Annotated in this window: 25 protein-coding genes; 14 read left to right on the plus strand and 11 right to left on the minus strand. The window is 66.1% G+C overall.

The window, feature by feature from the left end; all coding sequences use genetic code 11:
• The first annotated feature begins 5 nt into the window (after positions 1–5).
• Positions 6–1,190, plus strand: a complete 1,185-nt coding sequence (locus QF031_RS01985) for a fatty acid desaturase family protein (protein WP_307423379.1) — start codon at positions 6–8, stop codon at positions 1,188–1,190.
• Positions 1,191–1,250: 60 nt separating this feature from the next.
• Here QF031_RS01985 and QF031_RS01990 read toward each other — a convergent pair whose 3' ends face one another.
• Both QF031_RS01990 and QF031_RS01995 read right to left on the minus strand, forming a co-directional pair.
• Entirely contained in the window at positions 1,251–2,108 is an 858-nt protein-coding gene (locus QF031_RS01990) for a cation diffusion facilitator family transporter (RefSeq protein ID WP_370874551.1), read from the minus strand.
• Positions 2,109–2,356: 248 nt separating this feature from the next.
• On the minus strand, positions 2,357–2,734 hold the full coding sequence (locus QF031_RS01995) for an ArsR/SmtB family transcription factor (protein WP_307423385.1): 378 nt from the start codon (positions 2,732–2,734) through the stop codon (positions 2,357–2,359).
• A 161-nt stretch (positions 2,735–2,895) separates the two neighbouring features.
• On the opposite strand from QF031_RS01995, the gene QF031_RS02000 reads away from it, so the two are divergent.
• On the plus strand, positions 2,896–3,732 hold the full coding sequence (locus QF031_RS02000; RefSeq protein ID WP_307423387.1) for an alpha/beta fold hydrolase: 837 nt from the start codon (positions 2,896–2,898) through the stop codon (positions 3,730–3,732).
• A gap of 86 nt (positions 3,733–3,818) precedes the next feature.
• Here the strand turns inward: QF031_RS02000 and QF031_RS02005 are convergent, their stop codons facing one another.
• Together QF031_RS02005 and QF031_RS02010 are read right to left on the minus strand one after the other, a co-directional pair.
• The gene (locus QF031_RS02005; RefSeq protein ID WP_307423392.1) at positions 3,819–4,229 is read right to left on the minus strand and encodes a response regulator transcription factor; all 411 of its coding nucleotides are present in this window, start codon (positions 4,227–4,229) and stop codon (positions 3,819–3,821) included.
• A gap of 68 nt (positions 4,230–4,297) precedes the next feature.
• Entirely contained in the window at positions 4,298–5,041 is a 744-nt protein-coding gene (locus tag QF031_RS02010; RefSeq protein ID WP_307423395.1) for a GAF and ANTAR domain-containing protein, read from the minus strand.
• A 257-nt stretch (positions 5,042–5,298) separates the two neighbouring features.
• Between QF031_RS02010 and QF031_RS02015 the strand changes: the two genes are divergently transcribed.
• The 4 genes from QF031_RS02015 (at position 5,299) to QF031_RS02030 (ending at position 9,797) form a co-directional block, all read left to right on the plus strand.
• Positions 5,299–5,892: an adenylate kinase gene (locus tag QF031_RS02015; RefSeq protein ID WP_307423398.1), complete on the plus strand. Its 594-nt coding sequence runs from the start codon at positions 5,299–5,301 to the stop codon at positions 5,890–5,892.
• 44 nt (positions 5,893–5,936) lie between these two features.
• On the plus strand, positions 5,937–6,803 hold the full coding sequence (locus tag QF031_RS02020) for an NAD-dependent epimerase/dehydratase family protein (RefSeq protein WP_307423401.1): 867 nt from the start codon (positions 5,937–5,939) through the stop codon (positions 6,801–6,803).
• 110 nt (positions 6,804–6,913) lie between these two features.
• A complete protein-coding gene (locus QF031_RS02025) occupies positions 6,914–8,818 on the plus strand; it encodes a S8 family serine peptidase (protein WP_307423404.1) in 1,905 nt (634 codons plus the stop codon).
• Between the two features lie 181 nt (positions 8,819–8,999).
• Positions 9,000–9,797, plus strand: coding sequence for a phosphatase PAP2 family protein (locus QF031_RS02030; protein ID WP_307423407.1), 798 nt, complete (start codon positions 9,000–9,002; stop codon positions 9,795–9,797).
• 86 nt (positions 9,798–9,883) lie between these two features.
• On the opposite strand, the gene QF031_RS02035 is transcribed toward QF031_RS02030, so the two are convergent.
• Positions 9,884–10,201: a MerR family transcriptional regulator gene (locus QF031_RS02035; protein WP_307423410.1), complete on the minus strand. Its 318-nt coding sequence runs from the start codon at positions 10,199–10,201 to the stop codon at positions 9,884–9,886.
• A gap of 141 nt (positions 10,202–10,342) precedes the next feature.
• On the opposite strand from QF031_RS02035, the gene QF031_RS02040 reads away from it, so the two are divergent.
• The 4 genes from QF031_RS02040 to QF031_RS02055 all read left to right on the plus strand — a co-directional run bounded on the left by QF031_RS02040 (position 10,343) and on the right by QF031_RS02055 (position 13,352).
• A complete protein-coding gene (locus QF031_RS02040) occupies positions 10,343–10,768 on the plus strand; it encodes an Hsp20/alpha crystallin family protein (protein ID WP_307433075.1) in 426 nt (141 codons plus the stop codon).
• Between the two features lie 66 nt (positions 10,769–10,834).
• Positions 10,835–11,212 (plus strand): J domain-containing protein, encoded by a 378-nt coding sequence (locus QF031_RS02045; protein WP_307423413.1) that lies wholly within the window; start codon positions 10,835–10,837, stop codon positions 11,210–11,212.
• Positions 11,213–11,316: 104 nt separating this feature from the next.
• On the plus strand, positions 11,317–11,694 hold the full coding sequence (locus QF031_RS02050) for a hypothetical protein (protein ID WP_307423417.1): 378 nt from the start codon (positions 11,317–11,319) through the stop codon (positions 11,692–11,694).
• A gap of 95 nt (positions 11,695–11,789) precedes the next feature.
• The gene (locus tag QF031_RS02055; RefSeq protein ID WP_307423420.1) at positions 11,790–13,352 is read left to right on the plus strand and encodes a glycoside hydrolase family 1 protein; all 1,563 of its coding nucleotides are present in this window, start codon (positions 11,790–11,792) and stop codon (positions 13,350–13,352) included.
• Between the two features lie 18 nt (positions 13,353–13,370).
• On the opposite strand, the gene QF031_RS02060 is transcribed toward QF031_RS02055, so the two are convergent.
• Both QF031_RS02060 and QF031_RS02065 read right to left on the minus strand, forming a co-directional pair.
• Positions 13,371–14,483, minus strand: coding sequence for an App1 family protein (locus QF031_RS02060; protein ID WP_307423423.1), 1,113 nt, complete (start codon positions 14,481–14,483; stop codon positions 13,371–13,373).
• Between the two features lie 32 nt (positions 14,484–14,515).
• Positions 14,516–15,247, minus strand: a complete 732-nt coding sequence (locus QF031_RS02065; RefSeq protein ID WP_307423426.1) for a DUF72 domain-containing protein — start codon at positions 15,245–15,247, stop codon at positions 14,516–14,518.
• A gap of 63 nt (positions 15,248–15,310) precedes the next feature.
• Here QF031_RS02065 and QF031_RS02070 point away from each other — a divergent pair, with 63 nt between their 5' ends.
• The 3 genes from QF031_RS02070 to QF031_RS02080 all read left to right on the plus strand — a co-directional run bounded on the left by QF031_RS02070 (position 15,311) and on the right by QF031_RS02080 (position 18,237).
• Positions 15,311–17,119 carry a glycoside hydrolase family 15 protein gene (locus tag QF031_RS02070; protein ID WP_307423429.1) on the plus strand — a complete coding sequence of 603 codons (1,809 nt, stop codon included), beginning with the start codon at positions 15,311–15,313 and terminating at the stop codon, positions 17,117–17,119.
• A 114-nt stretch (positions 17,120–17,233) separates the two neighbouring features.
• Complete coding sequence (locus QF031_RS02075) at positions 17,234–17,524, plus strand: hypothetical protein (RefSeq protein WP_286399205.1); 291 nt, start codon at positions 17,234–17,236, stop codon at positions 17,522–17,524.
• On the plus strand, positions 17,524–18,237 hold the full coding sequence (locus QF031_RS02080; protein ID WP_307423433.1) for an HAD family hydrolase: 714 nt from the start codon (positions 17,524–17,526) through the stop codon (positions 18,235–18,237). The genes QF031_RS02075 and QF031_RS02080 overlap by 1 nt, the downstream gene beginning before the upstream one ends.
• An 18-nt stretch (positions 18,238–18,255) precedes the next feature.
• On the opposite strand, the gene QF031_RS02085 is transcribed toward QF031_RS02080, so the two are convergent.
• A complete protein-coding gene (locus QF031_RS02085) occupies positions 18,256–18,522 on the minus strand; it encodes a hypothetical protein (protein WP_307423436.1) in 267 nt (88 codons plus the stop codon).
• A gap of 179 nt (positions 18,523–18,701) precedes the next feature.
• Between QF031_RS02085 and QF031_RS02090 the strand changes: the two genes are divergently transcribed.
• Positions 18,702–19,883: a zinc-dependent alcohol dehydrogenase gene (locus tag QF031_RS02090; protein WP_307423440.1), complete on the plus strand. Its 1,182-nt coding sequence runs from the start codon at positions 18,702–18,704 to the stop codon at positions 19,881–19,883.
• A gap of 74 nt (positions 19,884–19,957) precedes the next feature.
• On the opposite strand, the gene QF031_RS02095 is transcribed toward QF031_RS02090, so the two are convergent.
• The 3 genes from QF031_RS02095 to aceB are packed head-to-tail and all read right to left on the minus strand — an operon-like array spanning position 19,958 to position 23,659.
• Positions 19,958–20,770, minus strand: a complete 813-nt coding sequence (locus tag QF031_RS02095; protein WP_307423443.1) for a bifunctional allantoicase/(S)-ureidoglycine aminohydrolase — start codon at positions 20,768–20,770, stop codon at positions 19,958–19,960.
• Positions 20,771–20,784: 14 nt separating this feature from the next.
• Complete coding sequence (locus tag QF031_RS02100) at positions 20,785–22,059, minus strand: DUF6986 family protein (RefSeq protein ID WP_307423446.1); 1,275 nt, start codon at positions 22,057–22,059, stop codon at positions 20,785–20,787.
• 1 nt (position 22,060) lies between these two features.
• Entirely contained in the window at positions 22,061–23,659 is a 1,599-nt protein-coding gene (aceB, locus tag QF031_RS02105) for a malate synthase A (RefSeq protein WP_307423449.1), read from the minus strand.
• Between the last annotated feature and the right edge of the window lie 18 nt (positions 23,660–23,677).

The raw sequence follows: 23,677 nt of genomic DNA on the forward strand, positions 1-23,677 counted from the left end.
ACCGTATGTCTGTCATCTCACCCGCAAATACCACTGCCGCCGCAGGTGCCAACGCCGGCACCTCCAGGACGCGTCCCGGAAAGCTGGCCGAATCGGGAAGTCCCACCGTCCGGCCGCCGGCTGCCGCCCACCTCACCGACGAACAGGTGGCGGAGCTGGGCCGTGAGCTCGACGCCATCCGGGACGAGATCCTGGGCAAGCGCGGCGCGGAAGACGCCGCCTACATCCGCCGCATGATCAAGATCCAGCGCGGCCTGGAACTTTCCGGCCGTGCTGCCCTGCTGGTGGGAAAGAACAAAGCCGCCTGGGTCACGGGCACCACGCTGCTGAGCCTGGCCAAGATCCTGGAAAACATGGAACTGGGCCACAACATCCTGCACGGCCAGTGGGACTGGATGCGGGACCCGGACATCCACTCCACCACCTGGGAATGGGACTTCGTCACGCCGTCGCGGTCCTGGCAGCACACCCACAACGACCTGCACCACCGCTGGACCAACGTGGTGGGCAAGGACAACGACGTCGGATACAACCTCCTGCGCATGGACGAGCAGCAGCCGTGGAAGCCCATCAACCTGGCCAACCCGCTGTTCAACGCCATCCTGGCCCCGGTCTTCGAGTGGGGCATCGCAATCTATGACCTCGAGCTGACCGAGTACAAAGAAGGCACCAAATCCAAGGAGGCCCTCCTCAAGGACCTCAAGGCCCTGGGCAAGAAGGTTGTCACCCAGTTCACCAAGGACTACGCCGCCACGCCCGCGTTGGCCATGATGACCGGCTCGGCCAAGCAGGCCCTCTTCGGCACTATCACGGCGAACGCGGTGCGTAACGTCTGGGCACACGCGGTCATCTTCTGCGGCCACTTCCCGGAAGGAACGGACACCTTCACGGAGGAAATGGTGGACGGCGAAACCCGCGGCGACTGGTACGTGCGCCAGATGATCGGGTCCGCCAACATCTCAGGCTCCAAGTTCATGCACCTGATGACCGGCAACCTCTCCCACCAGATTGAGCACCACCTCTTCCCGGACCTGCCCTCCAACCGGTACGCAGAGGTGGCACCCAGGGTCCGCGAGATCTGCCAGCGCTACGGCCTGAAGTACACCACGGGGCCGCTGCTGAAGCAGGTAGGTTCCTCGTGGGCCAAGGTCTTCAAGCTGGCCCTGCCTGGTAAGACTGCCCGGGCCTAGGCCCGGAATCCTCACAACGCAGAAGTGACCCGGCCTCGGCCGGGTCACTTCTGCGTCGCGCTACCGCCGGGTGCCGGGAGCCAGGAGCATATGGTCCAGCTTGGGCAGTGCCTGCCGAAGCCGGTGGTCGGCGCGGTCAAGGACCTCCTCAGCCTGCGACAACTCTGTGTCTGCCAGTTCTATGCGTGCCGAGCCCTGCAGCCGGTGGCCCGACCACCGCAGCTGCAGGTGCTGGACGCCGAGGACGCCCGGCGTCCCCTCCAGCGCGGACTGGGCACGCGACACCAGCTCCGGTTCGATGCCATCCATAAGCCGCCGTCCGATACTCCGGACAGTGCCCCACAGCAGCACCATGATGGCTGCGGAGATGACCAGCCCCACGATCGGGTCCGCCAGCGGAAAACCGAGCATGACGCCGACGGCGCCGATCACCACCGCCAGTGACGTGAAGCCGTCCGTCCGGGCATGCACGCCGTCGGCAACCAGCGCCGCGGAACCGATCCTGCGGCCCACCCGGATGCGGTAGATGGCCACCGCCTCATTTCCGGCGAAGCCGATCAGTCCTGCGGCCATGACCCAGCCCAGGTTCTGCAGCGGCTGGAGATTGATCAACCGGTCCACGGACTGCCAGCCGGCAACGACGGCGGAGAGGGCCACCACTGCCACGATGAACAGGCCGGCCAGATCCTCCGCCCTGCCGTAACCGTACGTGTACCGGCGGGTGGCTGCCCGTCGGCCCAGGATGAAGGCAACCCACAGGGGCACAGCTGTCAGGGCGTCGGAGAAGTTGTGGATGGTGTCCGCCAGCAGGGCCACTGAACTGCTGAACAGGACCACTACGAACTGCAGCACGGTGGTGGCCAGCAGGAGGAACATGCTGATCTTCAGCGCCCGGATGCCCTCGCTGCTGGCCTCCATGGCGTCGTCAATGGAATCGGCGGCATCGTGCGTGTGCGGAACGAACAGTTCGAACAGCCAGCCCTTGAAACCCGAATGGTGATGGTGGCCGTGCCCGTCGTGGTCATGGTCGTGGTGGTGCTCATGGCCGTGGTCGTGCGGGTGGTCGTGGTCATGCTCGTGGGGGTGCTCATGACCGTGGTCGTGCCCGCCGTGCCCCTCCGCATGGGCGTGGCTGTGGGTATGCGTTGACTCCTGGTGCGGCCCGCTCATGAGGCACTCCTTTGCGCAGAATGGTTGGTGATGCGGTGGTGTGCTGGCTCTCCGCCAAGGGCGTGTTCGGCCTGGAAGATCGCATCCGCCACCAGCTGCCGTGCATGCTCGTTTTCCAGCCGGTAGAGCACACGCGTCCCGTCCTGCCGCGTGGACACCATCCGGGCCAGGCGCATTTTCGCCAGGTGCTGGGACACGGCGGCGGGTGACTTGCCCACAACGTCCGCCAGTGCGCCCACCGCCATCTCGCCATCCCGCAGCGCCAGGATGATCCGAACCCTGGTGGCGTCCGCGAGCATGGCGAACACCTCCACGGCCAGTTCCACGTACTGGCTGTCCGTTCCCAGCGAGCAAGCACTGTTATCTGCATTCATGCGCATATATTGTCACATTGTCAGGCTGGGGGCGCACAGCGGCGGGTGCCGCCGTCGTCAAATTACCGCCTGCCCACGGGCAGCCGGGCACCCTAGAGTAGGACGTGCACGGCACGGCACTCTGCCTGCCGCCTGGTCAGTCTCGAAAGGAATTCGCCCCGATGGCTTTCATCACCGTAGGTACTGAGAACAGCACCGACATCGAGCTCTATTACGAGGACCACGGCTCAGGCCAGCCCGTGGTGCTGATCCATGGCTACCCCCTGGACGGCTCCTCCTGGGAAAAGCAGACCGCAGCCCTCCTGGCTGCGGGCTACCGCGTCATCACGTACGACCGCCGCGGTTTCGGCAAGTCCAGCAAGCCCACCGAGGGCTACGACTACGACACCTTCGCGGCGGACCTCAACACCCTGCTTACCGCCCTGGACCTGAACGACGTGGTACTCGTCGGCTTCTCCATGGGAACCGGCGAGGTGGGCCGATACCTTGGCACCTACGGCTCCGGACGGGTGGCCCGCGCCGCGTTCCTGGGCTCGCTGGAGCCCTATCTGCTCCAAACCGATGACAACCCCGACGGCGTCCCGCAGGAGGTGTTCGACGGACTCACGGAAGCGGTCACGGCCGACCGCTATGCCTTTTTCACCGAGTTCTTCAAGAACTTCTACAACTCCGAAACGTTCCTGGGGACCCCGCGCCTGAGCCAGGAAGCGGTCAACGCCAGCTGGAACGTGGCCACGGGTGGAGGCGCCACGGCCTCCGTTGCCGCCCAGCCCACCTGGCTCACGGACTTCCGCCAGGACATCCCCAAGATCGATGTCCCGGCCCTGATCGTGCACGGCACCGCGGACAACATCCTGCCCATCGACTCCACCGGCCGCCTGTTCGCCAAGGCACTGCCCACTGCAGAATACGTGGAGATCGAAGGCGCGCCGCACGGCCTGCTGTGGACGCACGCCGCAGAAGTGAACGAAGTACTGCTGAAGTTCCTTTCGAAGTAGCACCCGTGCGCGTCCGACGGCGGCACGGGCCGCCGTCGGACGCGTCACCTCTGCCGGGAGTTACGGATCATGTCCCGGCGGCCAGCTCAGCAGTGGGATTTGCCCGGTGTATGTGGCTCCCGTGAAACAGCCGCCGCAGGGCACAGCTGCCCGGCGAGCTCCTTCAGTTCCCCGGGGCGGAAAGGCTTGGTGAGGTAGCCTGCGGCCCCTGACGCCATGCCTGCCAGCACGTCATCCTGCTCCGACCGGGCGGTCAGGAACAGCAGGGGAGCGGTGCTGAGCGCACGGATGGCGCGGGCCACCACGTGCCCGTCCATGTCCGGCAGGCCAAGGTCCAGGGTGACCAGGGCGATGGGGGGATCAGCAGCGGCAGCAATGGCCTCTGCCCCCGTTCCCACGGGCAGGACATCGAAGCCCGCGCGGGACAGGATCACACTGATCAGTCCCCGGATATCGTCGTCATCCTCCACGACAAGGCAAACACGCTGCTGTTCCATTCAAGCCCCCCGGCGAAAAGTTGGCACCAGTCTACTGGCGGCGGAACGCTTCGCAGCAGGCCGCCGCCCTAACCGTCATAGTGTGTACGCGCAGGTCCCTGGCCCAGGGCGTTCACCACTGCAGCGGCCACGTCGTGCAGTTTGGTGTTGCGGGTGCTCGACGCAGTCTTCAGGATGTCGAACGCGTCCTGCTGGCTGCACCGGTTCTGGGCCATGATGATTCCGACAGCCATATCAATGACCGTGCGGGACTCCAGCGTGGCGCGGAGGTTCGCGGCTGTTTCGCTGTAGTGCGCAAACCGCACCGCAAGGCGGAGCGCCAGCGAGGTTTGGCTGACGAAATCCTCGGCGAACTTCAGTACGCGGTCCTCAAACCGGTGGGGGCGGCAGGAATACAGCAGCAGTGCGGCCTTGGTTTCGCCTTCCAGCCGGAAGGGCATCGCCGCGACCGACCGAACCCCCTGCGCCATTACGGCTTTGGAGTATTCCGGCCAGCGGTCGTCCTCGCCGAGGTCGGGGGCATAGACAGTCTCCTGGCCGGTGATTGCTGCCAGGCTGGGGCTCTCAGTGAAGCTGTGCTCAAGCCTGCCGATGGACTTTGCTTCCTGGCTACTGCTGGCGATGGTCGCCGTTTTACGCTGCCGGAGCAGGGTGATGGCGCACAGCATTGCATCGCCCGGCTCGGAGAGGTTGCGTGCGGACACATGCGCCAGCTCGGTAAGGAAGTCCTCAACGTCGGGGCTGTTGAGCACCAGTTCATGCAGGTGCTCGGTAATGGATGTATCGGTTTTTGCTATTGACTTGCTGGCCACGGTTTCTTGGTGCCATTCGTTCAGGTCAAAACGAGCCTGCAACACACAAACGCCCCGCAACTGGGCGGGGAGCCGGTGATGGTCGCTGGATCGACGAACTTTCCAACGGCCTGCTGCTAAACCGATATCCAGATTATATACATTCCGCCGCCCAACCTGGCCCCACAACGGGCAGGGCCGCATGGTGGCGAATGCTGGCGCCGGAAGGGGCGACCCGGCACAATGAAGCGGGTATCGCCTCGGGGAAGGGCAGGAACATGACCAGGCTCCTCATCATCGGCCCACCAGGCTCCGGCAAAGGAACGCAGGCCGGCCAAATCGCGCGCCACTTCGGGGTGCCCGCCGTGTCCACCGGGGACATCTTCCGGAACAACGTCAGCCGGCAAACGGAGCTCGGGAACCAGGCCGCAAGGTACCTCGACGGCGGCCACTTCGTACCGGACCACCTCACCAACGCGCTGGTAAAGGACCGCCTCCTTGACAGCGATGCACTGCAGGGCTTCCTGCTGGACGGGTATCCGCGGACAGCGCAGCAATCAGCCGAACTCGACGCCATGCTTGCAGCCCAGGGGCATGCACTGGATGCCGTCATTGAACTGCAGGCGCCGGATGCTGAACTGGAGGAGCGGATGCACCGCCGCGCCCTGGACCAAGGGCGCACGGATGACACCATCGACGTCTTCCGGCGCCGGCTGGACCTCTACCACCGGCAAACGCATGAAGTAGTCTCGGTGTACGCGGGCCGGGGCATCCTGGTGTCCGTCAACGGCAGCGGCGACCCGGGAGCCATTACCGGCCTGGCGATCGCCGCCGTCGAACAATTCCTGAAAGCCCCGCGTTCCCCGTCCTGACCTGAACACCGCACGGAAAAGCACTCGAACAGAAGGAAACCCTGATGAGAATTGCCGTTACAGGCGGAAATGGAAAACTGGGGCGGCACGTGGTGCGCCGGCTCACCGACGACGGCCACCAGGTCCTCACCCTGGACCGCGTAGGTGCCCGCAGCCCGGAGCTGCTGGTGGTGGACCTGCGAAACTACGGCCAGGTGGTGGACGCACTGCTGGGCGTTGATGACCGGCATGCCGGGTTCGACGCCGTGGTGCACCTTGGTGCCATTCCCGCCCCGGGCATCCTTCCGGACGCAGCAACATTCGAAAACAACATGCTGTCCACCTACAACGTGTTCCAGGCTGCGCGCCGCGCGGGCATCAAGAAGGTGGTGTACGCCTCCAGCGAGACAGTGCTGGGACTGCCGTTCGACATCGATCCGCCGTACATCCCGGTGGACGAGGAATACCCGCCGCGGCCGGAAAGCACCTACTCCCTGGTGAAGCGTCTGGAAGAGCAGATGGCGGTGGAAATGACCAGGTGGGACCCTGAGCTGAGCATTACGGGGCTGCGGTTCTCCAACGTCATGGACGAGGCCGACTACGCTAAGTTCCCCTCCTTCGACGCGGACGCCACACTGCGGAAGTGGAACCTGTGGGGGTACATCGACGGCAGGGACGGTGCCCAGGCCGTGGCACGGGCGCTGGAAAACGCCAAGCCGGGGTTCGAAGCCTTCATCATCGCCAACGCCGATACCGTCATGAGCCGGTCAAGCGCCAGCCTGGCGGCCGAGGTCTTTCCCGGTGTCAAAGTCACCAAGGACCTGGGCGAGCACGAGACCATGCTGTCCATCGACAAAGCCCGCCGCCTGCTGAATTTCGAGCCCGAGCACAGCTGGCGGAACCACGTGGCCGCGGTCTCCAACGCCGGATAAAAGCAGAAACAAACGCCAGCCCGCAGGAATCCCCAAGAGTTGGCCCAGGATCATCCAAGGAGCCGGAAGCCCAGCGCTTCCGGCTCCTATCCTTTTGGGACAGCCACCGTTTGCCGCTTCCCTGGACGAGTCCCGGTCAGAGCCGGCAGCCAAGCCACCACGAGGACCCCAAAATTCGTACCCCATCCTTCCTGCTGCATGCCCTCACGGCGCTGCTCTCCGCCGTCGCCCTTTCCGCCGCGTCCCTGCCCGCAGCCGCTGCCCCACCTGCCACTCCCGGCGGAGCCGGCAACGCCACCGGCCGCTACATCGTCCAGTACGCGCGGACTGCCGACGTCGCCGCCGAGGTGACCGGGCTGCGCGCCCAGGGCATCGCCGTCGGACGTACTTTCGAGCACGCAGTCCGCGGCGCCGTTGTCACCGCCAACCCTGCCCAGGCGGCCGCCCTTGCCAAATCCGGGAAGGTGTTGTCCGTCGAGCCCGACGTCCCCATCACGGTATCCGCCACCGAGCAGCCCGCCCCCTGGGGCCTGGACCGCGCCGACCAGCGGGCGCTTCCCCTCTCCGGTTCCTACTCATGGACCACCGCCGGCGCCGGCGTGACGGCCTACGTGGTGGACACCGGCATCCTTGCCTCGCACACCGACTTCGGCGGCAGGGTGGCTGCCGGCTGGACCGCCGTGGCGGACGGCAACGGCACCACTGACTGCAACGGCCATGGCACCCATGTGGCCGGAACGGTGGCGGGCGCCGCGTACGGCGTGGCCAAAAACGCCACCCTGGTGCCGGTCAGGGTGCTGGACTGCAGCGGGTCCGGCTACAACTCGGACGTCATAGCGGGCCTGGACTGGGTCGCTGCAAACCACACCGCCGGAACGCCGGCGGTAGCCAACCTCAGCCTGGGCGGAGCCGCCAGCACCGCAGTGGACACCGCCATCCAGGCGGTGCTGGACGACGGCGTCACCACCGTGGTTGCCGCCGGCAACTCCGCTGTCGACGCCTGCACCGCATCCCCCGCCCGCGTGCCCGGCGCGGTCACCGTGGCGGCCAGTGACTCCTCCGACAAGCAGGCGTCCTTCTCCAACTTTGGATCCTGCGTGGACCTGTATGCTCCCGGCGTCGGCATCACCTCCGACTACTACACCTCCACCACTGCCACGGCATCCATGTCCGGAACCTCGATGGCCGCCCCGCACACCGCCGGGGCCGCAGCCGTCCTGCTGTCCCAGAACCCGGCACTGACGCCGGCCGAGGTAGCCGCTGCCCTGGTGTCCAATGCCACGCCCGGAGTGATTACCGGGGCCACTGCCGGGACCCCGAACCGCCTGCTGTATTCGGGCGCAGATGCAACTGTTCCGGCGCCTGCGCCTGCTCCCGCTCCGACGCTCGCGTCCGTTGCGCCGGGCGGTAGGGCCACGGCGGTGGCGGTGGGCACTAACGTGTCGGCCACGTTCAGCACTTCCGTGCAGGGCGTGTCCGCGGGGACCTTCGTCCTGAGGAATGCTGCCGGCAGCAGCATCACCGCCGCCGTCAGCTACAACGGCACCACCAGGACTGCCACCCTTGACCCGGCCGCAAACCTGGCCGCCGACACCACCTACGCCGCAACCCTGGTGGGTGGAACGTCAGCCATCCGGGATGCGGCGGGCACGCCGTTGACCACCACGAGCTGGACGTTCACCACCGGTCCCGCGCCCACGGTCACCAGCTACAGCCCGGGCAACAATGCCCTCCTGGTCCGCAGGAGCAGCAACGTCAGCGCCACCTTCAGCGAAGCGGTCCAGGGTGTCGGCACCACCACACTCACCCTGAAAAACGCCTCCACAGGGGCAGTGGTGGCAGCGTCGGTCTACCGCAACGGCACCACCAACCAGTGGATCCTCGATCCCCAGCAAGCACTGGCCGCGAAAACCAGGTACACCGTGACGCTGACCGGCGGCGCCACCGGCATCCGGGATCTGGCCGGAAACCCGCTCGCCTCCCGAAGCGGGCAGTTCACCACCGGCTCGTTCTAGCTGCCAACCTGCCGGACCTGCTGCGGCGCCCGCCCTGGACCACCGCTCCGGGACGGGCGCCGTTGCGTTCCGCCGCTTGATGGAGTGAAGTGCCCTTCGCCGGGATAATCTTCAGCCTAGGCATTCACCACGGCATGCAAAGTCGGCATGCGGTCTACTGGGCACAGGGATGGGCAGCACATTGGCACAGAAATCAGCAGGTTCCGCTGTCACGGGAGAAGGCACCGGCAGGTGGCATACCTTCCACGAGAAGTTCGTGGTGGAGGAGCGCTACATTGACCCTGCTGACCGGCGCCGCCTCTACCGTACGTCGGTGATCCTTGCCGTGGTGGGGCTGGCCCTCTTCATCGCCACGCTGGCCAGCGTGGTGCAGTCCGAAGGGCTTTCCGTTGCAGACCATCCCGTGCACGACTGGCTCCTGACAACGCGGTCAGCAGCAATGACCGCCATCATGATTTTCCTGGCGGTGTTCTTTGGCCCCATCGCACTGCCCATCATCGTGCTGGTGGTGATCCTCATTTGGGGGTTCGCGGCCAAACACGCCTGGCGCCCCATCCTGCTGGCGTCCGCCATGCTGACCGGGGTGATCATCTCGCAGATCGTCCTGCACATCGTCCAGCGCTCACGGCCGCCGGTGGACCAGATGCTGTTCGGTGCGGACCAGACTTTTTCCTTCCCCTCCGGGCATGTGCTGGGAGCCTGCGACTTCCTGCTGGTGGGCGCCTACCTGATCTTCTCCCGGCGCAGAAACCCCCGGGCTGCCGTCTTCGGATTCATCGGCGCCGGGATCGGGATCCTCCTCGCGATCGCCAGCCGCCTGTACCTGGGCTACCACTGGCCCACCGACACCCTGGCATCGTTTTCCCTGTCGCTGCTCATCCTGGGCGGCGTCATCGCCCTGGATACCTGGCGGACAGCCAGGATCCCCGGGGAACGCATCACCGGAGAGCTGTCAAAGGCCGAATCACCCCGGGAGTGATACGGCCGCCCGGGAACTTCAGTCTGGGCCGGTTGGGTCGCCGCGCCTGTCCTTGCGGTCGCGACCCGCTACTGGGGCCAGGCCCGCTACTGGGGCCGGGAGCGGGCACGCTTCAGGGCACGATGAAGCTTGACGTTTGCTGCCTCCAGCTCCAGTACCTTGGCAACGCCGGCCAGGTTCAGCCCCTCTTCAAGAAGTTCGCCGATCCGCTGCAGCACCGCAATATCGTCATCGCTGTACTGGCGGGTGCCCCCGGCGGTACGCGACGGAGTCAGCAGGCCCTTTGTCTCATAGAGCCTGATGTTCTGCTGCCCGGTTCCCGTAAGCTCAGCCGCCACCGAGATGGCGTACAGGGCCCTTGAGCCGGGGGAGCGGCCACCGTGTCCTGCAGCAGGTTCTGCCATGTGTTCTCCCAAATTCTGTCCGTCCGGCGTCTTGCTTCAGTTTCCCACGAGTGCTATAAAAAATCTATGTCCACCACCATAGATTAAGGGGTGGCGGATAGGCGCAGATCCAACACCTGGAAGCTGAAGGAGTGGGAAATGATGTTGATGCGTACTGACCCGTTCCGTGAGCTGGACCGGCTCACGCAGCAGGTCTTCGGGACCACAGCCCGCCCGGCGGCCATGCCCATGGACGCCTGGCAGGAGGATGGCGAATTCGTGGTGGCGTTCGATCTTCCCGGCGTGAAGATCGACTCCCTGGACCTGAACGTTGAGCGGAATGTCCTGACCGTCCGGGCGGAGCGCCAGGACCCTGCCCAGCCCAATGTTGAGCTGGTGGCGTCCGAGCGCCCGCGCGGTGTGTTCAGTCGCCAGCTGATCCTGGGCGACACCCTGGATACGGAGAAGATCAAGGCCAGCTACGAGCAGGGCGTCCTGACCCTGCGGATTCCGGTGGCCGAGCAGGCCAAGCCGCGCAAGATCGAGATCCAGACCCAGCAGGGCGACATGCACCAGATCGGTACCTAGGTCCACGCTTTCCGGCCTGCGCCCTGCCTTTCCGGCAGGGGCGCAGCGCGGAACAGGGAGGCTGGAATGACTGACAATCCCGACTACTACACCATCCTGGGGGTGGGGCGGGACGCCACCCGGCAGCAGATTTCCCACGCGTACCGGGCACTGATGCGCAGCCATCATCCGGACATGGACGGCGGCCACGCGCCCGGGGGCGCGCAATGGAAGGGGGGAAAGCCGGCGAACACCACGGATTCCGCACCGGGGGACGAGCTCCTGCGGATCATGCAGGCGTTCAACGTGCTCCGGGACCCGGAACGGCGTGCCGCGTACGACAGGAGCCTGCCTGCAGCGGCGGCCACCAGCATTCCCGTACGGAAAGTCCGCGGCACCGCCGGACCATCCGGGCCCGCCATCCGCATCACTCCGGTGCGGTGGGAAAGCGGGCCCTGGTCCTGAGCGCGCCGTGTGACCCTAATCCATGCAGGCACACCCAAACAGGGCCATCACCCAAACAGGGCCATCACCCAAACAAGTACTCATCCAAGGAGGCGGAACACTGCATGAGCGAGTGGCGGCGCTACGATTCACACTTGATCCCGGCATTCCACGAACGATTTGAGCAGCGGTGGGGCGCCGGGACCGCGCCCTTCCTGGATCCCGAGGCGCATGAACAGCCGTTGCCGCGGGCACAGTGGATCAACCCGGAAACCGGTGCCGCCTTGGCGGTGGTCCCGGTCTGGACCACCGAGGAGCGGCAGCAACGTTCGTTCGGCGTGTTTTACCTGCCGCCGTCGGGGGACATCTGGGTCCTGCGGCCCGGCTACACCGGCTACCTGGAGCCATCCGACGGCGACACCGAGCACCTGGTGACCCTGCGCAATGACGCCTTCCGCAAGGCAGTGGCCCACGCCAAGGAGTTCCTCTTCGGCTCGCAGTAGCCGCGAAGCGGTTACGGAGTTGCTGCTCGTCAGCCGCCCGCCGCTGTGAGATTGTGGGACGTACCTAACCACCGTGAGCAAAAGACTGGACCGCTATGCACATCACCGCCAAGGACCTGGCAGCACTCATCCCTCCGGGATTCACCCTTGGCGTCGCAACCGCAGCATTCCAGATCGAAGGGGCGCTGGAGGAGGACGGCCGCGGGCCCGCGGGCTGGGATAGGTTCGCTGCCAAGCCCGGCGCCATTGTGGAGGACCACAGCCCGGTGGTGGCCACAGACCACTACCACCGGATGCCGCAGGACGTGGCCCTCCTGAAACAGCTTGGCGTGGACTCCTACCGGTTCTCCTTCTCCTGGCCGCGCATCCAGCCGGGCGGCACCGGCCCGGCCAACGCCCCCGGCCTGGCGTTCTACGACAGGCTCCTGGACGAACTCCTGGCCAACGGGATATCGCCCATGGCCACCATCTACCACTGGGATACTCCCCTGGAATTGGATGAGGCCGGCGGGTGGATGAACCGCGACATGGCGTACCGGCTGGGCGACTACGCGGCGCTGGTGGCCGAGGCGTTCGGGGACAGGGTGGCCCGGTGGGTCACCATCAACGAACCGGCAACAGTGAGCGCCAACGGCTATGCATTTGGCCTGCATTCGCCCGGCAAGGAGCTGGCCCTGGGCGCTTTCCCCACCGTCCACCACCAGCTGCTGGGCCATGGGCTCGCCGTCCAGGCCCTGCGCGCGGCGAAGGTGCCGGGCGAGATCGGGATGACCAACGTGTACTCGCCCATGGTCCCGAACTCGATCAACCCGCTGGACAGGATCAGCGCCGGAATCATGGACCTGGGCCAGAACAGGCTCTACGCGGACCCCGTCCTCACGGGCAAATACCCTGACCTGATCCGTGCCGCCAAGTTCTTCAGTTCTTTCGAACATCCTGAAGAGGACATGGAGATCATTTCCCAGCCCCTGGACTTCTACGGGCTCAACTACTACATGCCCACCAAGGTGGCGGCGGGACCCGGCGGCGGCACCGTACCGTCAAGCATGGCCGAGGCGATGGGCAGCGACCTCAGCGCAACCGGCAGCGGGACAACACCGTTCCACGTGGAAGCCTGGCCGGAAGCCGACATCACGTCCTACGGCTGGCCGGTCAAGCCGGAGTACATGGCGGTGGCGCTGAAGGAGATGGCGGAGCGGTACCCCAACCTCCCTCCCGTAATCATCACCGAGGGCGGAGCGAGCTTCGAGGACATCATCGTCCGCGACAAGTCCACCAACACCCGCTTCATCCCGGACGAGCGCCGGCTGAAGTACCTCTCCGACCATCTGGAAACCGCGCTGCGGGCCACGGCGCCCGGGGGCGTGGCGGAGTCCATGGACCTGCGCGGTTATTACGTGTGGTCCTTCCTGGACAACTTCGAGTGGTCCGCCGGCTACAATCAGCCGTTCGGCCTTCTGCACGTGGACTTCGAGACGCTGGAGCGCACGCCCAAGGCATCCTTCTTCTGGTTCCAGGAGCTCATCGAGGAACGCGACCTCGCTGCAGCAGCTGACCTTGCCATCGCCCAGGCGGTGGTCCCGGATGTCCTGGCCGAGGAAGGCGCAGAGCCCACTGAAGCGCCCGACGGCGGCGCGGCGCTGGGTGCCAGCGCCTAGCAACCGAGGGCGGCCGGGTCAGCCCCGGAGCAGGTCCAGCATGGCGAGCTGCTTTGCGATGCCGGCGCCGTCGGGGGAGTAGATCCACGGCACCCTGGACGTGGTGTGGTCGCCGTCTTCGGAGTGGCCGCCGGCGAATACCGACTCGCTGACGGACAGCTGCCGGATGGCGATGGCCGCAACCTTGTCCGGGTTCCCGGCCGCGAAGGCGGAGTAAATGGCTTCGTCGTGCTGGCCGTTGTCGCCGATCAGGAGCCACCGCATATCCGGAAACTCCTGCGCCAGCCTCTCCAGGTTGCGGTGCTTGTGGTCCTGGCCGCTGCGGAACCAGCGGTCCTGCGTCAGCCCCCAGTCCGTCAGCAGCAGCGCGCCCTTGGGATACATGTTGCGGGTCAGGAACCGTGCCAGCGTTGGGGCGGCGTTCCATGGTCCGGTGGACAGGTAGATGACCGGCGCGTCCGGGTGCTCGATGGTGAGCCGGTCCAGCAGCACGGCCATGCCGGGGGTGGCCATGCGGGCCCGTTCACTGAGCACAAACGTATTCCACAGTGCCAGGAAGGGCCTGGGCAGCGCGGTCACCATCACGGTATCGTCGATATCGGAGACGATTCCGAATTTCTCACCCGGGGCAATTACCTGGATCAGCGCCTCCGCCGGCTCCGTTCCCTCGGCGCGCAGGACGGCGGTGTGCCAGCCGGGGGAGAGCTGGACGTCCACCTCGGTGTCAATCAGCCCGCCCCGGTCCGCCGTCACGGGGGTGACGACGTCGCCAATGGTGATTTCGACGTCGCTGTACTGCAGCGGCACCCCCGTGAAGGCGCGCCAGCCCCGGACGTTCTGGGTGCCGTTTCTTGCCTCGTGTTCCGCCCGGCTGCCGGGAAGCGGCTTCTGCGTCAGCAGCACCCGCCCCAACACCCGCACCCGCGTGGTGGAACCGTAGCCCTGGTAGGCGATGGTCTGCGGCACGAACTTCCACCGCTTGGCGAGCTGGATCCGGACATCGTTAACCGCGTCGGAGAGCCGGTGTGCCAGCCGGAAGAACTGGCTTCCCGAAAGCGCGGCGCGGCCCATGGTGTTCTGCCGGGGCAGGCGGGCCTTTTCCTGGGCGGGGTTCTGCGGAGCCGTGTCCATGGAACCACTCTGCCACAGGGCGGCAGCCGCTATCAGCCGTTGCCCAGGATTCCGCGCAGGGTCTGGGCGTTACGCACTGCGTTTCCGCCGCCGTCGTTATTGAAGTAGGCGTAGACGTCCACGCCGGCCCCGTCCCATTCCCGGATCCGTTCCGCCCACCAGTGGAGGCCGGCGTCGGAGTAGGAGCCGCCGTACAGGTGTTCCTGGTCCGGGCCGTGCAGGCGGACGTACGTGAACGGCGCGGTGGTCCGCAGGATGCAGGGCAGGTTTGCCCCGCTCATGATGCAGTACGCCGCCTGGTGGCGCTCCAGCAGGGCATATACCTCTGGGCAGTCCCAGCTGGCGTGCCTGAACTCGACGGCAACCCTGATCCAGGACGGCACCACGCCCAGGAAGTAGTCCAGCCTCGCATCGTCCCGCTCCAGTTGGGGCGGCAGCTGGACCAGGAGCACGGCCCGTTTGTCCCCAAGTTCGTGCCAGCACCGGACGATGCGCTCCACCCAGACCTCAGGCGAGTAGAGCTTGCGGGAGTGGGTCAATCCACGGGGAGCCTTGACTGACATGCTGAAACCGGGCGGCAAGCGTCTGTTCCAGCCGGCGAAAGTGGTGTCCCGCGGCCACCGGTAGAAGCTGGCATTCAATTCAACCGTGCTGAACGTGGCGACGTAGCACTGGAGCCGGTCCCGGACGGGCAGCCCGGGCGGGTAGAGCACGTTCTCCCAGTGGTCGTAACTCCAGCCGGAGGTACCGATATGGATTGCCATTTGCCTCAGGCTACACCCGGACATTCCCCTTCCGTTCGGGGCGCTGTATGGCAGGGTAATGTCATGGCGCGAATTGAGGATTATGCGGTAGTTGGGGACCTTCAAACCGGGGCCCTGGTCAGCAAGGAAGGTTCCATCGACTGGCTGTGCCTGCCGCGGTTCGATTCCCCCGCGTGCTTTAACGCGCTGCTGGACACCCCCGACGCCGGCCGCTGGCTGCTGGCGCCGGCTGGCGGAGGGGTATGTACCCGGCGCAGCTACCGGGACGGCAGCCTGGTCCTGGACACCGAGTGGGACACACCGGACGGAACCGTCCGGGTCACCGAGTTCATGCCGCCCCGCGACTCCGTGGCTGACATCGTCAGGATCGTGGAGGGCGTCAGCGGCAGCGTCAAGATGCATGGCGAGCTGATCCTGAGGTTCGACTACGGGCACATCATTCCGTGGGTCCGCAAGGACAAACGGGGGCTGCATGCCATCGCGGGCCCGGATGCGGTCTACTTTGTCACCCCCGCACCCCTGCACGGCGAAAACATGCACACCGTCAGCGACTTTACGGTCAACGCCGGCGAGAAGGTCCCGTTCGTGCTCACCTGGGCACCGAGCCATGTAGGCCGGCCGGTCACCGTGGAGGCCGAGGACGTTCTGGACAGCACTTTCCAGTTCTGGCGGGGATGGTCCTCCCAGTGCACGGTCAGGGGGAAGTACCAGGAGGCGGTGGTGCGCTCGCTGATAACGCTCAAGGCGCTGACCTACGCCCCGACCGGCGGGATCGTGGCCGCCGTTACCACGTCGCTTCCCGAGCAGCCCGGCGGGCAGCGCAACTGGGACTACCGGTACTGCTGGCTGCGGGATGCCGCCATGACCCTGCAGGCGCTGCTGGCCGCCGGGTACACCGCCGAGGCCGCCGCGTGGCGGGACTGGCTGCTCCGGGCGGTTGCCGGCGACCCCGCCGACCTGCAGATCATGTACGGGATCCACGGCGAGCGGCGGCTGCCGGAGATGGAGCTGCCCTGGCTGAAGGGCTACGAAAACTCAGCACCCGTCCGGATCGGAAACGCGGCGGCCGAACAGTTCCAGCTGGATGTGTGGGGCGAGGTCCTTGATTGCCTGGCGCTGACCCGGAACTCGCTACTGAAGCACACTGACGAGGCCTGGGATGTGCAGATTGCGCTGATGGAGCACCTCGAAACCATCTGGGACCAGCCGGACAACGGACTGTGGGAGATGCGGGGGCCCCGCCGGCACTTCACCCATTCCAAGGTCATGGCATGGGTGGCGGCGGACCGCATGGTGAAGGGCGTCCGGGAATCCGGCCTGCCCGGTCCGGTGGAGCGCTGGGAGGCGCTGCGGGACCAGATCCGCGAGGACATCATGGCCAACGGTTTCGACGCCGGGCGCAATACGTTTGTCCAGTCCTACGGCCGCCCGGAGCTCGATGCAAGCCTGCTGCTGATTCCCAGGGTGGGATTCCTGCCCAACGATGACCCCAGGGTCATAGGCACCATCGAGGCCATTCAACGGGAGCTGACGCAGGACGGATTCGTGCTGCGGTACAAGCCGGAAGAGAGCGACGACGGCCTGCCCGGCGATGAGGGCGTCTTCCTGGCCTGTTCATTCTGGATGGTCGAGGCACTCTTGGGCGCCGGGCGCCATGAGGAATCGCAAGAACTCTTCGAGCGGCTGCTGGAACTGCGCAACGACGTGGGGCTGTTAAGCGAGGAATGGGCTGTCAAGGCAGGACGCCAACTGGGAAACACCCCGCAGGCGTTCAGCCACTTCGCCCTTGTGACTAGCGCTTTGGAGCTCCATCAGGATACGGTTCGGCGCAGTGACACTCCCCTTCCGTCCAACCAGGCGGATTCGCGCTGAGGCGGTGCGGACCGGGACGGGAACTTCTCCTTCGCGGGATAGATAAGTATACTTACTAACACCTCATGGAGTGCTCCCAAGCACAGCGCCGTGATTGATGGAGGAGTGATAGTTATGGCCGGCTTTTTTGAGCTCGTTGATGCCCCTGACGGTGGCTACCGGATCAGGATGATGGACGGAAGTGGGAACCTGATGGCTATCTCGGTGACCTTCCCGACCAAAAGGGCTGCTGTGGCAGGCGTCGCGATGGCCCGTGAAATCGCAGGAACCGGCCTCATCCGGGACAAGAGCCTGGACGGCGCAGGGTCCGTGATCCGGGAACGCGTACGCCCTGTCAATTCCCCCAAGGAGGAAGCGGCCAGGCGGAAAAAGGCCCCGGAAGTACGACGGGCAGCGGTCGGCTGATGGCGGAGTCCCCGACACTCCCTGGCGGCGACCGCCGGGGGGTCCTCTTTGACGTTGACGGCACCCTTATCGACTCGTCGTACATCCACACCATCGCCTGGTGGGGCGCGTTCCGCCAATACGGGTATGACGTGCCGATGGCGGCCATCCACCAACTCGTTGGCATGGGCGGCGCCCGGCTGGTGGACACCCTCCTCCCGGACGGGCGGGACCGTGATGAGGACCAGGACATCATGGCCAGCCACGGCGCGCTGTATGCCTCGCACTGGCCATCGCTCCGCCCTCTGGACGGGGCAAAGGAACTGCTGGGCCAGTGCCACGCGGGCGGGCTGGCCGTGGCACTTGCCTCCTCTGCACGGCAGCGGGACCTTCAGGTCATGCGGTCCGTCCTGGACGCAGACGCGTTCATTGACGCCGCCACCAGTGCGAACGATGCGAAGGAAAGCAAGCCTGCACCGGACATCCTTGAAGCAGCCCTGGATGCCGTTGGTATCGAGCCCGGGAACGCGGTCTATGTGGGCGACGCCGTATGGGACATGAAGGCAGCGGGCGCCCTGGGTATCCCCGCTATCGGGGTCACCTGCGGCGGCATCCAGGCAGCGCAGCTGCGGGAGGCGGGCGCCGTGGAGGTTTACGAGGGGCCCCGTGATTTGTTGGAAAACCTTGGCTCCAGCGCCATAGGCCGGCTGCTTGCGCTGCGGCCGAACGGCTGAATCACAACGACCGGTAACTCACAGCGGCCCGCCGCCGGGCACTGAATCGTCCTGGCCAGCGACCGCCGGCTTTGGCCAGGACACCACTACCTTCACTGACCCGTCGTCGCTCCGCTCAATGTCAGTTGCCACCTCAGCCGCGGGTGCGCCCATCTCCTCCACGCGTGTCCGGTAGGTGCTGACCAGTTCCGCCAGGCTTTCCTCCGTCCATTCGCCCGGGCGCATGCGGGTGGAGATCTCGACCGGTTCCGGCTGGTCCAGCGACATGGCGTTCCTCTTTCGCATCGTCTTCCTGGTGTTCCGGGACCCTTTCTACGCTAGAAGCAGACGGCGGCCGCCACAACCTATTGATCAGCATGCTTACTTTTTTCCCGCAAAAACGATACGGTCGAAGAAAGGGTGCCCGCGGGTGCCCTGCCCCGCCCAGGGAGACCCCATGGGCAAAGCAGAGCGAAAGGGAGACTGTGAAAGCACTGACGTGGCAAGGAAAACGGTCGGTAAGCGTAGAAGAAGTGCCCGATCCCGTCATCCAGGAACCGACGGATGCGATTGTGCGGATTACCTCCACCGCCATCTGCGGCTCAGACCTGCACCTCTACGAGGTCCTGGGCCCGTACATGCACAAGGGCGACATCGTTGGCCACGAGCCGATGGGTGTTGTGGAAGAAGTGGGCAGCGGAGTCACCAACCTCCGCAAGGGCGACCGCGTCGTGATCCCGTTCAACATCTCCTGCGGCCACTGCTTCATGTGCCGCCAGGGCCTGCAGTCGCAGTGTGAAACGACGCAGGTGAAAGAGAAGGGCTCCGGCGCAGCCCTGTTCGGCTTCTCGGAGCTGTACGGGTCGGTTCCCGGCGGCCAGGCCGAATACCTTCGCGTCCCGCACGCCGACTATGGCCCCATCAAGGTGGGCAGCGAGCTTCCCGATGAACGCTACCTGTTCCTCTCGGACATCCTCCCCACCGCCTGGCAGGGGGTGGAGTACGCCAATGTTGAACCCGGCGGCGTCCTGACGGTTTTCGGGCTCGGGCCGGTGGGCCAGTTCGCGGCTCGGATCGGAGCGCACCGCGGCTACCGGGTCATCGGCGTCGATCCCGTCCCGGAACGGCGCGAGATGGCCGCCCGCCATGGAGTCGAAACGCTTGATTACACAAAAGGCGTCGCCGACGAACTGCGGGAGATGACCGACGGGAGGGGCCCGAACGGAATAGTTGACGCCGTCGGAATGGAAGCGCACGGTTCACCGGTGGCAGGGTTTGCGCACCAGGCGCTGGGGCTCCTGCCGGACAAGCTGGCGCAAAAGGCGATGGAGACCGCGGGCGTGGACCGGCTTGCGGTGCTGCACACGGCCATTGATGCGGTGCGCCGCGGCGGCACCCTGTCGCTGAGTGGTGTCTACGGCGGCCAAGCCAGCCCCATGCCGCTGCTGACCATGTTCGACAAGCAGCTTCAGCTGCGCATGGGCCAGTGCAACGTACGGCACTGGACCGACCAGCTGCTTCCCTTGGTGGAGGACGACGCCGATCCGCTGGGCGTGATGGACCTGGTCACCCACCGCTCGGGCCTGGACGGGGCGCCCGCCCTGTACGAGAAGTTCCAGAAGAAGGAAGACGGCTGCATCAAGGTGGTCCTCAACCCGGGCGCCTGACCAACAGCACCAAAAAGCAGAGGCCGCTATGGAACTCCATAACGGCCTCTGCTGCTGCCTGAAGGCGGAATAGCCTAGGTGAGCTTTACCTGGCGGTTCATGTCCTTGTACAGCAGGTAGCGGAACTCGCCGGGGCCGCCGGCATAGCAGGCCTGCGGGCAGAAGGCGCGCAGCCACATGAAGTCGCCGGCCTCCACCTCCACCCAGTCATTGTTGAGCAGGTACATGGCCTTGCCCTCCAGGACGTACAGGCCGTGCTCCATCACGTGCGTTTCCGGGAACGGGATCACGCCGCCGGGCTGGAACGTCACGATGTTCACCTGCATGTCGTGCGCCAGGTCGTTCGAGTCCGTGAAGCGCGTGGTCTTCCAGACGTCGTTGGTGTCCGGCATGGACGTGGGCTCCACGTCCTTTTCGTTGGTGACGAAGGACTTCGCCTCGAACCCTTCGAGCCGTTCATAGGCCTTGCGGATCCAGTGGAACGACACGACGTCGTCCGAGACGTTTTCCAGGCCCCATTCCGAGCCGGCGGCGAGGTAGGCATAGCCGCCCTCCTCAAGTGGGTGCAGTTCGCCGTCGAGGGTCAGGTTGACCTTGCCCCTGGTGACGAAGACGACGCCTTCGACGCCGGCCTCGAACTCTGCCTTGGGTGCCCCGCCGCCCGGGCCGATCTCCACAATCAGCTGGGAGAAGGTGGTGGCGAAACCTGAAATCGGGCGCGCGATGATCCAGGAACGGGTGTTGCTGAACCCCGGCAGGTTGCTGGTCACGATGTCGGTCATGACGCCCTTGGGGATGACCGTGTAGGCCTCGGTGACGATGGCCCGCTCGGTGGTCAGGTGGGTCTGCGGCGGCAGCCCGCCGGTCGGGGAGTAGTACTTGCCCATGGGTGAATCCTTACTTAAGAGTTGAACGTGGTGGCCAGCCGCGGGTGCGCCAGTGCAGTGAGCTGGGGAATTCCGACGCCGGCAAGCGCCTGGACTTCCTCGGCACCCACAGCGCCGCACTGGACGCCGCGGAGGACGAAGGCGGCCAGGGCGCGGGCGGTGGCGGGCTCGTCCATGACCCCGCCTTCGGTCCGCTCCACGTAGTTGCGCAGGCGGGCCGCGGCAGCCGGCAGGCCCTCGCGGTAAAACGCATAGGTGGCGGCGAACCGGCTGGGCAGCTGGGCCGGGTGCAGGTCCCAGCCCTGGTAGTAGCCGCGCTCCAGCGACCGCCGCACCAGGCGGCCGTGCAGCTGCCAGGCGTTTTCCACGTTGTCACCCACCGGGATGATGTTGGTGGACCCGTCGGAGAGCCGGATGCCGGTTCCGGCCACTGCCAGCTGCATGACTTCCTTCGCGAAGTCCGCCACCGGGTGCTCCATCGACTGGTACTCCGCGGAGATCTGCAGGGACGCCGAGTAGTCGTAGGTGCCGTAGTGAAGGCCACTGATCCGCCCGGGGACGGCGTGCGGCAGCTGTGCCACCGGCGAGTTTCCTTCCGGGCCCAGGATCAGCTGCGGGGTTTCCACCTGCACTTCGAAGCGGAGCCGGCCAGCGGGAAGCGAGTGGACTTCCTCAAGCCGGGACACCGCGAAGTCCATGGCCCGCACCTGCGCCACCGTGGTCACCTTGGGCAGGGTCAGTACCAGGCCTTCGGGCAGCTCCCCGGCGCCGGCGAGCCCTGAGACGAACAGGTCCAGGGTCCGCAGGCCACGGGCCCGGGTGGCAGCCTCGAAGCACTTGAAGCGGATGCCGATGAACGGGGGAGCGGACCCGGCCGCGACGGCCTGGGCCACCGCGGAAGCCGCGGCAACCGCGGCGGCGTCCTCGGCGTCGTCGCCCCTGTCCCCAAAGCCGTCCTCAAAGTCCAGGCGCAGGTCCTCGATGGGCTCGCTGGCGAGCTTGGCTTCCACACGGGAGGCGACGGCCTCGGCGAGGGCCGCGTCCTGGCCCAGGAGCCGGCCCAGCTTTTCGAAGCCGCCGTGTGCTTCCGCCGTCGCCGTTGCCTGGGCGCCCCAGTCAGCCGCGAGCGACGGTGTGAACCGGTCCGCGGGCACGTACACCGTGTGCACGGGCTGGCGGGAGCCGTCGTCGCCCGGGTAGTTCTGCTCCAGCAGCCGGTCGGTGGCGGCAAGCTGCCCGTCGATGGAGGCCAGGTCCCCTGCGGAGAGCGAGGGTTTGGGTGCTGCCATCTCAGTCCACCAGCTCGTAAGCGGGGGTGGTCAGAAAGTCCGTGTAGTCGTCGGACAGGCAGATATCCGCGATCAGGTCGCCAGCCGGCTTGTAGTAGCGGCGGAACGCTTCGTCGCCGAACTCGGTGCGAAGCCGTTCGGTCTCCTCGCCCAGGATCCGCTCCACCAGTTCCTTGGTCACCGTGTTGCCGGTGTCCGCCAGGATGGACTTGTTGCGGATCTGCTGCCACACCTGGGAGCGGGAGATCTCCGCGGTGGCGGCATCCTCCATCAGGTTGTGGATGGCCACGGCGCCGTTCCCGGACAGCCACACGGCCGTGTAGGCAACGGCAACGTAGAGGTTCAGGCGCAGGCCGGCTTCGGTGACCTGGCCGCCGGCGGACTGGACGTCCAGCAGTTGCTCCGCGGTGACCGAAACCTCCGGCCGCTGCTTGTCCACCTGGTTGGGCTTGTCGCCGAGCACGGAGTCGAAGACTTCCCGGCACGTGGGCACCAGGTCCGGGTGGGCAACCCAGGAGCCGTCGAAGCCGTCGTTTGCCTCGCGGGTCTTGTCCGCGCGGACCTTTTCGAAGGCTGCTTCGGTGACCTCCGGGTGGCGGCGGTTGGGGATGACCGCTGCCATGCCGCCCATGGCGAAGGCGCCGCGCTTGTGGCAGGTCTTGACCAGGAGCTCGGTGTAGGCGCGCATGAAGGGGGCGGTCATCACAACGGAGGCGCGGTCCGGCAGGACGAACTCCTCGCCTGCGTCGCGGAAGTACTTGATGATGCTGAACAGGTAGTCCCAGCGGCCGGCGTTCAGGCCGGAAGCGTGGTCCCGCAGCTCGTACAGGATCTCGTCCATCTCGAACGCGGCCGGGATGGTCTCGATCAGGACGGTGGCTCGGATGGTGCCCTGGTTCAGTCCCAGGTAGTCCTGCGCAAACACGAAGACGTCGTTCCACAGCCGGGCCTCGAGGTGGCTCTCCATCTTGGGCAGGTAGTAGTACGGGCCCTGTCCGTTGAGGACCAGCTGCTTGGCCACGTGGAAGAAGTGCAGGCCGAAGTCCACCAGCGCACCCACAGCCGGTTCGCCATTGACCAGCAGGTGCTTTTCCTGCATGTGCCAGCCGCGGGGGCGGGCCACTACGACGGCGAGGGGCGCGTCGGTGCGCAGGCGGTACTCCTTGCCTTCATCCGAGGTGTAGCTCAGGGTTCCCTGGGCGGCGTCACGGAGGTTCAGGATGGCGTCGATGACGTTGGCCCACGTGGGTGTGCTGGCGTCCTCGAGGTCAGCCAGCCACACCTTGGCGCCGGAGTTCAGGGCGTTGATGGCCATCTTCGCTGGTGACGCGGGGCCGGTCATCTCCACCCGGCGGTCCTGCAATGCCGCCGGTGCCGGCGCAACCTTCCAGTCGCCGTCGCGCACGTCCTTGGTCTCCGGCAGGAAGTCCAGCTTGCCGGTCTCGGCGACGCGCTGCCGCTTGACGGCACGCGCGGCCAGGAGCTCGTTACGCGTGCCGGCGAACCGGGTGTGGAGCTCCTCCACGAAGGCCAGTGCCTTGGGCGTGAGGATCTCCTCTGCACGGTTGATCGGCCGGGGATCTGTGACGGTGATGGCCATTTCTGGTCCTTTCCTTGG

Origin of the sequence: Pseudarthrobacter defluvii (assembly GCF_030816725.1) — a bacterium.
Lineage (GTDB): Bacteria > Actinomycetota > Actinomycetes > Actinomycetales > Micrococcaceae > Arthrobacter > Arthrobacter defluvii_A.

What these genes read in the sequence shown, in the direction of transcription:
- QF031_RS01985 (WP_307423379.1), top strand. Translation starts at nt 6, where the DNA reads ATGTCTGTCATCTCACCCGCAAATACCACTGCCGCCGCAGGTGCCAAC.
- QF031_RS01990 (WP_370874551.1), bottom strand. Translation starts at nt 2,108, where the DNA reads ATGGAGGCCAGCAGCGAGGGCATCCGGGCGCTGAAGATCAGCATGTTC.
- QF031_RS01995 (WP_307423385.1), bottom strand. Translation starts at nt 2,734, where the DNA reads ATGAATGCAGATAACAGTGCTTGCTCGCTGGGAACGGACAGCCAGTAC.
- QF031_RS02000 (WP_307423387.1), top strand. Translation starts at nt 2,896, where the DNA reads ATGGCTTTCATCACCGTAGGTACTGAGAACAGCACCGACATCGAGCTC.
- QF031_RS02005 (WP_307423392.1), bottom strand. Translation starts at nt 4,229, where the DNA reads ATGGAACAGCAGCGTGTTTGCCTTGTCGTGGAGGATGACGACGATATC.
- QF031_RS02015 (WP_307423398.1), top strand. Translation starts at nt 5,299, where the DNA reads ATGACCAGGCTCCTCATCATCGGCCCACCAGGCTCCGGCAAAGGAACG.
- QF031_RS02020 (WP_307423401.1), top strand. Translation starts at nt 5,937, where the DNA reads ATGAGAATTGCCGTTACAGGCGGAAATGGAAAACTGGGGCGGCACGTG.
- QF031_RS02035 (WP_307423410.1), bottom strand. Translation starts at nt 10,201, where the DNA reads ATGGCAGAACCTGCTGCAGGACACGGTGGCCGCTCCCCCGGCTCAAGG.
- QF031_RS02040 (WP_307433075.1), top strand. Translation starts at nt 10,343, where the DNA reads ATGTTGATGCGTACTGACCCGTTCCGTGAGCTGGACCGGCTCACGCAG.
- QF031_RS02045 (WP_307423413.1), top strand. Translation starts at nt 10,835, where the DNA reads ATGACTGACAATCCCGACTACTACACCATCCTGGGGGTGGGGCGGGAC.
- QF031_RS02050 (WP_307423417.1), top strand. Translation starts at nt 11,317, where the DNA reads ATGAGCGAGTGGCGGCGCTACGATTCACACTTGATCCCGGCATTCCAC.
- QF031_RS02055 (WP_307423420.1), top strand. Translation starts at nt 11,790, where the DNA reads ATGCACATCACCGCCAAGGACCTGGCAGCACTCATCCCTCCGGGATTC.
- QF031_RS02060 (WP_307423423.1), bottom strand. Translation starts at nt 14,483, where the DNA reads ATGGACACGGCTCCGCAGAACCCCGCCCAGGAAAAGGCCCGCCTGCCC.
- QF031_RS02065 (WP_307423426.1), bottom strand. Translation starts at nt 15,247, where the DNA reads ATGGCAATCCATATCGGTACCTCCGGCTGGAGTTACGACCACTGGGAG.
- QF031_RS02070 (WP_307423429.1), top strand. Translation starts at nt 15,311, where the DNA reads ATGGCGCGAATTGAGGATTATGCGGTAGTTGGGGACCTTCAAACCGGG.
- QF031_RS02075 (WP_286399205.1), top strand. Translation starts at nt 17,234, where the DNA reads ATGGCCGGCTTTTTTGAGCTCGTTGATGCCCCTGACGGTGGCTACCGG.
- QF031_RS02080 (WP_307423433.1), top strand. Translation starts at nt 17,524, where the DNA reads ATGGCGGAGTCCCCGACACTCCCTGGCGGCGACCGCCGGGGGGTCCTC.
- QF031_RS02085 (WP_307423436.1), bottom strand. Translation starts at nt 18,522, where the DNA reads ATGCGAAAGAGGAACGCCATGTCGCTGGACCAGCCGGAACCGGTCGAG.
- QF031_RS02095 (WP_307423443.1), bottom strand. Translation starts at nt 20,770, where the DNA reads ATGGGCAAGTACTACTCCCCGACCGGCGGGCTGCCGCCGCAGACCCAC.
- QF031_RS02100 (WP_307423446.1), bottom strand. Translation starts at nt 22,059, where the DNA reads ATGGCAGCACCCAAACCCTCGCTCTCCGCAGGGGACCTGGCCTCCATC.
- aceB (WP_307423449.1), bottom strand. Translation starts at nt 23,659, where the DNA reads ATGGCCATCACCGTCACAGATCCCCGGCCGATCAACCGTGCAGAGGAG.